Source organism: Chloroflexus sp., from assembly GCF_056331925.1.
Genome location: NZ_JBWGQH010000022.1, coordinates 64,076 through 74,499, shown reverse-complemented (window position 1 = coordinate 74,499; position 10,424 = coordinate 64,076). Strand labels below are relative to the sequence as shown.

The 10,424-nt window shown below is 54.0% G+C and carries 9 protein-coding genes; 7 read left to right on the top strand and 2 right to left on the bottom strand.

Annotation, left to right across the window (positions count from 1 at the left end; all coding sequences use genetic code 11):
- Positions 1 to 410: 410 nt before the first annotated feature.
- Positions 411 to 1,343, top strand: coding sequence for a tellurite resistance TerB family protein (locus tag AC01ZF_RS12510; protein ID WP_424676442.1), 933 nt, complete (start codon positions 411 to 413; stop codon positions 1,341 to 1,343).
- Positions 1,340 to 2,332, top strand: coding sequence for a dihydroorotase (gene pyrC, locus AC01ZF_RS12505; protein WP_424676441.1), 993 nt, complete (start codon positions 1,340 to 1,342; stop codon positions 2,330 to 2,332). Before AC01ZF_RS12510 ends, pyrC begins: the two co-directional genes overlap by 4 nt.
- Before the next feature lie 18 nt (positions 2,333 to 2,350).
- On the opposite strand, the gene AC01ZF_RS12500 is transcribed toward pyrC, so the two are convergent.
- Positions 2,351 to 2,815 carry a hypothetical protein gene (locus tag AC01ZF_RS12500; RefSeq protein WP_424676440.1) on the bottom strand — a complete coding sequence of 155 codons (465 nt, stop codon included), beginning with the start codon at positions 2,813 to 2,815 and terminating at the stop codon, positions 2,351 to 2,353.
- A 197-nt stretch (positions 2,816 to 3,012) separates the two neighbouring features.
- Between AC01ZF_RS12500 and AC01ZF_RS12495 the strand changes: the two genes are divergently transcribed.
- The 5 genes from AC01ZF_RS12495 to AC01ZF_RS12475 all read left to right on the top strand — a co-directional run bounded on the left by AC01ZF_RS12495 (position 3,013) and on the right by AC01ZF_RS12475 (position 9,580).
- On the top strand, positions 3,013 to 4,137 hold the full coding sequence (locus AC01ZF_RS12495) for a lipocalin-like domain-containing protein (RefSeq protein ID WP_424676439.1): 1,125 nt from the start codon (positions 3,013 to 3,015) through the stop codon (positions 4,135 to 4,137).
- Positions 4,121 to 5,083, top strand: a complete 963-nt coding sequence (locus AC01ZF_RS12490; RefSeq protein WP_424676438.1) for a CobW family GTP-binding protein — start codon at positions 4,121 to 4,123, stop codon at positions 5,081 to 5,083. Before AC01ZF_RS12495 ends, AC01ZF_RS12490 begins: the two co-directional genes overlap by 17 nt.
- 860 nt (positions 5,084 to 5,943) lie before the next feature.
- Positions 5,944 to 7,308, top strand: a complete 1,365-nt coding sequence (locus tag AC01ZF_RS12485; RefSeq protein ID WP_428132454.1) for a hypothetical protein — start codon at positions 5,944 to 5,946, stop codon at positions 7,306 to 7,308.
- 141 nt (positions 7,309 to 7,449) lie between these two features.
- The gene (locus AC01ZF_RS12480; protein ID WP_424676436.1) at positions 7,450 to 8,058 is read left to right on the top strand and encodes a CYTH domain-containing protein; all 609 of its coding nucleotides are present in this window, start codon (positions 7,450 to 7,452) and stop codon (positions 8,056 to 8,058) included.
- 31 nt (positions 8,059 to 8,089) lie between these two features.
- Positions 8,090 to 9,580 carry a CHAD domain-containing protein gene (locus AC01ZF_RS12475; protein ID WP_424676435.1) on the top strand — a complete coding sequence of 497 codons (1,491 nt, stop codon included), beginning with the start codon at positions 8,090 to 8,092 and terminating at the stop codon, positions 9,578 to 9,580.
- Here the strand turns inward: AC01ZF_RS12475 and AC01ZF_RS12470 are convergent.
- Positions 9,541 to 10,290 (bottom strand): YwaF family protein, encoded by a 750-nt coding sequence (locus AC01ZF_RS12470; RefSeq protein WP_424676434.1) that lies wholly within the window; start codon positions 10,288 to 10,290, stop codon positions 9,541 to 9,543. The two genes, AC01ZF_RS12475 and AC01ZF_RS12470, sit on opposite strands and share 40 nt — an antisense overlap.
- Positions 10,291 to 10,424 lie beyond the last annotated feature (134 nt).

The following is a 10,424-nucleotide window of genomic DNA, read 5'->3' as shown; positions in this document are numbered from 1 at the left end:
ACGGCCCGGTAGTCCTCTTTTGTCATTTGTCATTCACCTTTTGTCATTTCGCGCGGAGCGAGCAATCTTGCCATCCGATGCGCTTCGCTTACCGTGACCGGCTCTAAAGATGTCTCGCTTCGCTCGACATGACACGGGGAGGATGACGTTCAGCGCTCACCATAGATTGGCGATTGCACGCAGACGTAGGAGCGTGCTACCAACATCGCCTGGTCAATGTCGGTGGTGATGGGGTTATCGAAGCAACGTTGCAGAACTGGGCGGATATAGATACACTTATATACGGAGAGCTTCTGTACCGTGTAGAGGGTATAACAAAGCAAGAGGATCGGTCGTAAGGCTCCTTATTTTTTACCTTGGGTGTCCTAACCCATGTCCGAATCTCGGACGAATTCAACTGCGGAGCAAATATGGCGAAACATCCGCTGCCAATGGCGCTCGCCAAAGTGATGATTGCCGCTGCATGGGCCGACGGTGAACTTAACCTTGAGGAAATCAATGATCTCAAGCGCCTGTTGGCCGAACTCGGTCAGACCGGGGGGCAATTAGCCCTAACGGCCGAAGAGTGGGCCGAATTAGAGATCTATTTGCATACGCCGGTTGAAGCTGCCGAGCGAGCGCGTCTTGTTGCCGAACTGCGTGATCTGATCGCAACACCGGCTGAACGCCGGCTTGCCATCAGCGCTATTGACCGGTTGCTGGCTGCCGACCGTGTTTTGACGCCGGCTGAGCGTGCAGTCGCCCAAGAGATTCACGATGCGCTTGAGCATGATAGCCATAGTTTGCTCCACCAGATCGGACGTGCCTTTCGATTAGCGTTGGGGATTCGGGCACGTGGCCCTAACCGCGAAGACCTCTTGCCAGAGTTTCTCCGCAATCGCATCTACTATTCTCTCCATATGCGCCTTGGTCAACAGATCGATGAATTAGGCATTAACCAAGACGAAGTGTATGTCCTCGCCCTCGCCGGTGGTTTGTTGGCCCGTGTTGCCCAGATCGATGAGAGAGTAACATCAGCTGAACATGATCAGATTGTCGCCATTTTACAAGAGTGGTGGCATCTCGACTATGCTCGTGCTACACTCGTAGCCGAAGTAGCTTTGGCCGAGAGTTCGGCAAGTCTTGACTTTTTTCGTCTCGCCAAAGAGTTTGCTAACACAACGACCGTCGAACAACGTGAGCGCTTTCTTGACGCCCTCTTCGCGGTTGCCCTCGCCGATGGTGAACTTTCCGGTGTCGAGAGTGCAGAGATTAGCCGAATTACCGCTGCCATTAATCTTCCTCATGATCGCTTTGTCGCGGCGCGGATGCGCTTTCCCCGCCAACCTGGAAAACGTCTATGATCATCTCACTGTCTACACCTCTTGATATGCATCTGCATCTGCGCGAAGGAGCGATGCTCCGCCTTGTCGCACCCTTTTCCGCTGCCCAATTCGCCGGTGCAGTTATCATGCCCAATCTCGTACCACCGGTCGATAATGCCGACCGGCTTGCTCGCTATCGTGCCGAAATTGAGGCAGCGACGGCGCCTTACCCCTTTCTCCCGTTAATGACCCTCTTCTTTCGCCCTTACGATGCGGCGACGTTACAAGGATTACGTGACCAGATTTTTGCCGTTAAGCTCTACCCTGAAGGTGTAACCACAAATAGTGCCGGCGGTGTGCGTGATCTCACGACAATCGAGCCGACGCTGGCCCTTATGGAAGAGCTTGGTATCCCGCTGCTCGTTCACGGTGAGAGCCATGGCTTTGTCCTTGACCGTGAGGCTGAGTTCTTGCCCGTGTACGAACGATGGGCACGCACATTTCCGCGTTTGCGGATTGTGATGGAGCATATTACAACCGCTGCCGCACTCGATCTGCTTGAACGGTATCCAAACCTCTTCGCAACTGTGACACTCCATCACCTCTTGATCACCCTCGATGATGTGGCCGGTGGTTTGCTGCAACCACATCTCTTCTGTAAGCCGATTGCCAAACGACCGAGCGATCGTGATGCGCTCTTGGCGGCTGCGTTACGTGGTCATCCGAAATTGATGTTCGGTAGCGACTCGGCGCCACATCCGATTGATCACAAAGAGGCCGCGTTTTGTGCTGCCGGCATCTTCTCGGCGCCGGTGCTCTTGCCGATGCTTGTGGAACTCTTTGAACGACACGATGCGCTTGACTACTTGCCGGCCTTTGTCGGTGGTAATGCGTGTCGAATCCACGGCCTTACACCACCACCGCGTACTGTCCAGCTTATCGCAGAATCGTGGCAGGTTCCTGCCCGCTACGGCGATGTCGTGCCTTTTGCCGCCGGTCAGACCCTCCGCTGGCGGTTGGTGGAATAGGTTTCACCCAACCGTTTATCAGCGGATCGATTTACCGGCCAGACCGCTACCCCATACATCCGGTGGTGTCGGTGGTACAAACAGATCGGTCACGTCAATCGCTCGTCGCAGTTGGCCGAACGTGGTGGCAATAAATGTGATCCGACGCAGTCGCGCTGCCGGTACCGGACGGTCGAGATCACAGATCGGTCCGATGTCGATTCGATAATACCACTCATTGGCCCGTGGATGGGTTGGCTCTTCTGGCAACAGCTCGTGGCGGCGGACGATCTGGTAGCGGATGATTGCTGCGTAGTGCCGGATTTGCCAACGTTCGGCGCCAAATGAAGCCGGTTGGTAAAATGCCAGATAATCGGCGGCTAAACGGGGTGGGGCGTGGGCTAAAGGTAGCCGATACCAGCCTGCGTTGTGCGCCAATGCGAGATCGCGCGGTTGCGGGACGATGACCACTAATACCCGCGCATCATTGTCAGGTTCGATCATACGCTTCTCCACACTGCCGTCGTGCATCGTACCATTTCTCGACACGAACCCGTAGTACGTTTACAGGCCGGACGATTTTGACCTATGTATTGCGTGCATCGTGCCGCCGCTCGACACGAACCCATGGTACACTACCTATACAACTGCATAGATGACTCTCATGAATAAACCGTTTTCAAGCGAAAAAAGTTGTGCCAATGGTACGAGCATATTTTCTCATTCTGACTATTCTGTGTGCGCTTACAGCCTGTGCAGCGCCGGCACAACCGACCGTGCGCGCTGCCATCGGCGCGATTGAAGCGGTCAATGCCGGGAACAGCGAGGGTTTTGAGCGCGTAATTACGCCTCGTCCGTTTGTTTTTCCCGCCGATCACGGCCCACATCCGACGTTTCAAACCGAGTGGTGGTATTACACCGGCAACCTGACTGCCGAGAACGGCCACCGTTTTGGCTTTCAACTCACCTTCTTCCGCCGTGCACTTAGTCCGTATCCACCGGTTCGTGAATCGGCGTGGGCTACTAATGAAATCTATATGGCCCACTTTGCAGTCAGCGACATCGACGGTGATCGGTTTTACGCCTTCGAGCGCTTTAGCCGGGCAGCCGCCGGATTGGCCGGCGCTAGCGGCGAGCCTTTCCGCGTCTTTCTCAACGATTGGTCGGTTGAAGGGAGTGGTCCAGAAGGGATGACCATGCATTTGCGCGCTGCCCAAGCTGATGTCGCTCTCGATCTCGTCGCCGTTAATAGCCGACCGCCGGTACTGCAAGGTAATGCCGGGGTAAGCCAAAAAGGTTCACAGGTCGGTAATGCTTCGGCTTATTATTCGCTGACCCGTATGACCAGTACCGGCACGATCCGGCTTGGCACCCAGACCTACACCGTGAGTGGCCTGACGTGGATGGATCGCGAGTGGGGAACCAGTGCGCTCGAAGAAGGGCTGGCCGGCTGGGATTGGTTCGCGTTGCAGTTGAGCAGCGGCCATGATCTGATGTATTACCAACTCCGCGAAGCCGATGGTCGCCCTTCGCCGTTTGTCGGTGGTAGTCTACTCTTGCCCGACGATACGGTGGTGATCCTTGGTCCCGGTGATGTCGATCTGACAGTCCTCGACACGTGGCGTAGTCCACGAAGTGGCGCCGTTTATCCTTCTGGTTGGCAACTACGCATCTCGCGTTACGGGATCGATCTGGTGATTACGCCGGCAATGCGTGATCAAGAGTTGCCGGTTTCGGTTGTCTATTGGGAAGGCGCGGTAGACGTGCGGGGTAGCATGAGCGGTCGTGGCTACGTAGAGTTGACGGGCTATGCCGATACGAAATGAGCCGGTCATCGCGCCGGTTACACTTATCAGCGGTTTTCTTGGCAGCGGCAAGACGACCTTGCTCCGTCGTCTGCTACAACACGGTGATCATCGAATCGGCGTGGTCGTCAATGAGTTCGGCGCTCTGGGCATTGATGGCACCTTGATCGCCCAGAGTGGCGCCGGTCTGTTGATCGAACTTAATGGCGGCTGCGTGTGCTGCGTGGCCGGCAGCGATCTGATACTCGCGCTGGAAACGCTCAGCGAGGCAGGCCCACTCGATGCAATTGCCATTGAACTGAGTGGTTTGGCCGAACCGGGTGCGATTATTCGTCAACTCCGCCGTGCCGATGCGCCACTCGATACGGTCGTTACCCTTGCCTCCACAGTCGATTACGAGCAGGTAATAACCACGTCGCCCCTCGTTACCCGTCAGATTCAGCTCGCCGACGTGGTATTGCTCACCCACGGTGATCTGGTCGATGCTAACAGGATGCGGTGGGTTGCAACCCAAATCAGCCAGCTCAATTCACGTGCGCCGGTCGTACCGGTCGTGCAAGGCGACATCGCCCCGGCATTTATCTTCAGCCCACGTCACGATCGTGATATACCGGAAGAGTTTTGCCACCAACCCAGCGAATATCAAGCCGTGAGCTGGCAAAGTGACCGACCGGTACAGCGTTCCGCGCTCGAACAGACGTTACGAGAACTTTCCGCACGTGGTCTCTTCCGCGCTAAAGGGATCGTCTTCTGTACCGACTCGCCCTGGGCCGATGAGGTTCATGTGGTAGCGGGTCGAATGACCTTCAGTGCCCTCCGTCTTACCCACGAACCCTCACCTCTCTGTCGGCTGGTTCTCATCGGCAGTGCCGCGGCTATCGCAATGGCCGCTGAAATGCTCAATGCGTGCATCGATAGTGCCGAGCGGATTGCCGATTGGCAGATACGCCGTGCTGCAATAGCTTGAGCAGCGGCAACTTCTCCCCGTGGATCGGGCCTCAGCGTAAGGAAATACAAACTGTTTTACAGGCTAGGCCACCATCGCCGGGATGATACCGGGTAATTAATGAGCATTGGTTAGTATGCATCGGTCGCGAAGTTTGTTCAGACAAGAGAAGAGGCAATGTTTGGTGGCAACACTTGTATAATGACAGTGGTCGTATGATCTACTCAAGCGAATCATGCAACGTCATCACCGTCTGCCATATCTGATCGAAATTGTGCTGTGGATCAAACGGTCAATTTCGATCAGCTTTACTTTCGGTAGTACGTATCTTAGCTTTCGATCAAATAGTGAGTACGTTTTTAACGCTAACTTAATAAAAAATTAACGCTAGTTAAAATCCTTATTGGTACAATTTCCATAACTTCATGTCAGTCACAACAATAAGAAAAGGATTCATATGTACTTTTCTCAGATCGTTGTACGGCTTACGTTTATCCTCATTACCACCTTCCGTTCCGGTTATCGTCTCCTTCCAGCACAATTCCCAACCTGAGGTAAACGTCGTTGGGGGTACGGAAGTTGTGCCGGGTGAGTATCCGTGGCTTGTTGCCCTGATCGATGCTACGATTACTGATGAAGCATTTGCATTTTGAGGATGCGTGCGCTATCTAACGTGGATAGGTCAGTAATCGCACCTCGTCGGTTGCGTCGGATACGGTCATCATCGCTTGGCGTGAGTGCGCTATCACCACTAGCACGTACCCAACGTTAGGCCCTCTTCGTATGTATTTGGCGATACGGAGCCTCTTCTAATCACCCTGCAATGCTACGTGTAGGTAACGCTAATAACATAGTAGTACCCTTCATAAAGGAGCATGCACGTGTACTGGTGGTTACACATTCTTGCCCTTCTTCTGATGTGTTGTATATCGCCAGTCTTTGCCCAAGGTCGGATCATTATCAACGATCCATTACAGCAACTGCGTCAGCCATCGGTTATCCAAACAGCAGCGGAACCGTTGATCCAAGAAGGTGCGATTGTTGTGGTGTATGTCAAAGCCCGTGGTGATGACGCTGATTTTTTTCAGTTGCTCAAGCGTGATGGTTTTATCCGCAGTGATGGTAAAGAGCGGGTGGAACTGATCGCGATCTATGTCGCAATTGCCGATAATTACAGCGCATTACGTTTCGGTGAGCAATGGTATAGTCAGTTGTATGATCGGTATCAGCAAATATTGAACGACCATCTACGTAACCCGTTGTCTTCACCCGATTTAAGTCGCGATATTGCTGGAGCGCTAACCGCGGTGCGCCAACCAACGACCGTGGTGCAACAACCAACGACGGATATCGGTTGGGAGTCTTTTATCCCTATTCTCGGATTTATTCCGATTGCTTTGGTTGTTATCACAGTCATCGCAATAGTTGTAGTTGCGTCGCAGTTCATCACCATATTTCAACAACTACTAGGTCAACGTCATCTTATTGCCAAGGCTACACTTGACAGTCTCAACCAACGATTCATCGAGGTGCTCGAACGGTTGTGTGCGCAAGCGGGAAATCAGCGCGATCCGGCGTGTCGCCTCTTGTTCCAAGATGTCTATCTGGGATTGCTCCGACTAAAGCGCGGGAATGCCGGATCGTGGCAATCGGCATATTCGCCTGAAGAAGAACTCTCACGCGTCGAGCAGCAATTAAAAGACCTCGAACGAGTTGCCGTGACACCAGTATCATCCTTAATCATCCCGCAAACCTACAGTCCAGCAGCGTGGTTACCAACGGTATCGGATGATTCGCAGGTATCCGCGTTCCGTACAGCTCTGAGTGGAGCCGTGCAGGAGTGGTGGCGACTTGAGTGGGAACTGGCCGATCAACCAACCGTAGCCCGGTATGTTGATCCGAGTAGGCTGCGTGAGCAATTGGTAACGTTGTTGTGGTTGGTGTCAAACACGACCAAGATACCTGCGGCACTAGCCGAAGCGCAAGCAATTGTGACAGAGATCGAGCAGATGCGTAAGACATTGCGCTGGCATATGCGGTACCAGTATTCCAAACAGCGCACCTCAACCGGTAAACGTCGGTATACCAATATTCATGAATATAAGTACGAATATGAATACACGTCGACAGCATCTCTATCTGATAATAGTGGTTGGGGCGATCTTTTTGGTGGGAGTGACAGTAGCGACAGTAGCGACAGTAGCGACAGTGGCGGCAGTAGCGACAGTGGCAGCAGTAGCGAGTAAGTGCTCATCGGCTCGCTCGCGTGCTTATCGGTGATACAACCGTTTGTGAACATAGGATACATGTCACTTCACAGGTAATGGACAACCGGCTACAATACAAGAGCAGCCATGCTTGCTGCTGACCATACGTTAGGAGCACCTATGGAAATTGAAGCCAAATATAGGATCAGCGCCGCCGACCTCAACCGTTTAGCGACGCTCAATGCGCTTGGCCCATACACTTTGCACACCCTGGCCGGCGAATGTCAACGGAATATTTACTACGATAGCGTTGATGGTCGGCTGGCTTTGGCGCGCTATGGGTTACGTGTACGCCAGATCGGTAATCGTTCGACGATTACGCTGAAGGGACCGGCTCGGGTTGACGAGAACGGTATTCATCACCGGGCCGAGTTTGAGTTTCCCGGCAGCAATCCCGATCCGGCCACGTGGCCGGCAGGGCCAGCCCGTGATCTGGCCCAAGCGCTTTTGCTTGGTGCGCCACTCCGTCCCTTGCTAATCATTGAAACCAGCCGTCGTATTATTCACGCTGTGCGCGATGGGCAAGATCGCGTTGAACTATGCCTTGATCGCGGGACGATCTACGCCGATAACCGGCAAGCGCCACTTTGCGAGCTAGAACTAGAAGTATTACCGGCTGGCTCGGTTTACGATCTGACCGAATTGGCGAACGCCTTACGTGCCATTTTCAAGATCACGCCGGAGCGACAGAGTAAGCTCGAACGTGGCATGGCTCTGCTCAAGCGATAAGGTTATCTGTTTCTGATAGACACGAGGAAGCATGGCAGCATCAACACTCACCGACTATGTCGAACAGTTGCTGGTGGCGTATCGCGTTGACCGAGCGCATGCCCGTCAAGTTGCCAATCATGCGCTCACGTTGTTCGATGCGCTCAGCGTTTCGCATATGTGGTCCGCTCGTGCCCGTTCCCTCGTTGAAGCAGGAGCACTGCTTCACAATGTTGGCCTGACGACCGATCCACCAGAGCATCATCTCGTTGGGCGCGATATTATCCTTCGGCACGATTTGGGTGATGAGACAGCGCAAGCGATCATCGCGGCAATCGTAGCGCTTCATCGCCGCAAGCCACGTGCTCGGATCGAGCCGACAATCTTGTGCCTGAATAAGCGTTACCGCGAACTAGCGTTGCAACTTGCCGCGATTGTGCGCGTTGCCGATGGTTTTGATTATAGCCAAAGTCAGACAACGCAGCTCCAGGTGACGGCACAGCATGGCCGGCTCAGCCTTATCGCAAGTGGCCCTCATGCCGCGGTTGATAGTGAACGCGCCTTGACTAAGGCCGATCTGTGGGAACGGGTGATCGGTCCACGACCGGAGGTGGTAGTGCAGAGTGGTGGGAGTGTAGTTGAGCCGGTAGGAGGTGAAGACGAGCCGACCGATCTTTTACCGCTTTGGTATACTAGCGGTGACGTGCCGTTTGCCGAACTTGGCCGTGTGATGTTGCGTCGCCATACACGTCGCTTGCAGCAGACGGTTCGTGCTGTCGAGGCGGACAAGACTATCGAGGCGGTGCATGATTTGCGGGTAGCAACTCGGCGTATTCGGGCCGCACTACGTCTGCTCGATCCGGTTACACCGGCTAAAGCGGCGCGACAGGCGGTGAAGGCTGTTCGCACGTTGGCCCGTGAGGCTGGTGCCACTCGTGACCGCGACGTATTGCTGAACGATATGGCGCGACGTGATATTCACGGTCTTGAACCGGTGATGGCAGCAATCCGCGCCGAGCGCCAGCAAGCACACACGGCGCTGGTTGAGTATCTGGGTAGCAAACAGTACGAACGCGATCTACGTGCGTTAGCTCGATTAGCATGTTTCGCCGGTGCGTGGAATAATCGGCCACGGGTGAAAGATCACGCCGGTAGCATGTTGTATGCCCATTACGAAGCCTTGCGGGCGTATGACTACAATGGTTTGCCAGAAGATGAGGCAATCCTGCATGCGATGCGGATTGCCGGAAAACGGCTACGCTATGCACTTGAGTTAGTCAGCGACATTGTCGGTGAACAACTGAGCGAGTTACTCAATCCGTTGATCGAGTTTCAAGACCATCTCGGTGCGCTCAACGACATCAGCGTAGCGCGAGGCTTGGTTGTCAATCACGTTGAGCGTGCCCCTGACGCGGTAGCTGCCTACTTTGCAGCTCGTGAAGCAGAGTGGGCAATGCTACGTACCGAGCTACCGGCGTGCTGGGAACGACTGGTAAGTGCTGACTATCGTCGTACTTTGCTTGCCGTGATCGGCGATCTCTGACGCAGGTCGGCTAAGGCAAATGGGGCATATAGCACGAGAATTGTGATAATACCGATCACCTCCATCCACACAATATAGATCGGCCACGGTCCTAAGAAATCGAGCAAACTGGGCGTGTATGGCTTGCGGGCCAAAAAGAGATAGTTACTATCGAGCAGCCAATTGACCACGGCCACTAGTGCCATAAGCAGATTGGCTCCGACGATCACGCGCCCCACCGATCCCCACGTAGGGCGATACTGTTCTAACGCGATCATCGTCAGCGCAGCCAATACAATGCCACCGTGGGAAATAAAACTCTGGAAGGCACGAAAATGGGGAAAGCCGTATATGCCAATGTCCGGTGTCAGCAACGCCTGCACGGCTCCACCAATCCCCATAAAGTAGGCAAACTCGAATATGCGATAGCTCCGGGTCAGGAGCATGATGACGCTCAGCCACGTAAACAATGTACATAGGTGCAGCGGCAACATGTACTGGATCGACCAGAGACCATGGACCCAAAACCAAATGTTGTAGGCGATTTCATTGACCGTGAGTACAGCGGCTAGCCCATAGCGCCACCATCTTGCAGCCATCGGCGATAGATGACGTGCCGGACCGAGCACCCAAACTGCTACGGCAACGACACATCCGAGTGCAATCCAGTGCGGTACACTAAAGAGCACAAACGGTGGTCCATCCCAATCCAAGCTAAAGATATCGGTCATTGCCCCACCTCCCGCGGTTATGGAGGATTTTCGTGCCTTTTACCCTCCTCTATGTGTATCGGATATTTTCATCATAGCAGAAGTAAAAACGTTGCGGGCGTCATCGTAACTTTGCTGTATATCAGAACATCTTT

Coding starts and splice junctions, on each gene's coding strand:
- AC01ZF_RS12510 (WP_424676442.1), top strand. CDS start 411: ATGGCGAAACATCCGCTGCCAATGGCGCTCGCCAAAGTGATGATTGCC.
- pyrC (WP_424676441.1), top strand. CDS start 1,340: ATGATCATCTCACTGTCTACACCTCTTGATATGCATCTGCATCTGCGC.
- AC01ZF_RS12500 (WP_424676440.1), bottom strand. CDS start 2,815: ATGATCGAACCTGACAATGATGCGCGGGTATTAGTGGTCATCGTCCCG.
- AC01ZF_RS12495 (WP_424676439.1), top strand. CDS start 3,013: ATGGTACGAGCATATTTTCTCATTCTGACTATTCTGTGTGCGCTTACA.
- AC01ZF_RS12490 (WP_424676438.1), top strand. CDS start 4,121: ATGCCGATACGAAATGAGCCGGTCATCGCGCCGGTTACACTTATCAGC.
- AC01ZF_RS12480 (WP_424676436.1), top strand. CDS start 7,450: ATGGAAATTGAAGCCAAATATAGGATCAGCGCCGCCGACCTCAACCGT.
- AC01ZF_RS12475 (WP_424676435.1), top strand. CDS start 8,090: ATGGCAGCATCAACACTCACCGACTATGTCGAACAGTTGCTGGTGGCG.
- AC01ZF_RS12470 (WP_424676434.1), bottom strand. CDS start 10,290: ATGACCGATATCTTTAGCTTGGATTGGGATGGACCACCGTTTGTGCTC.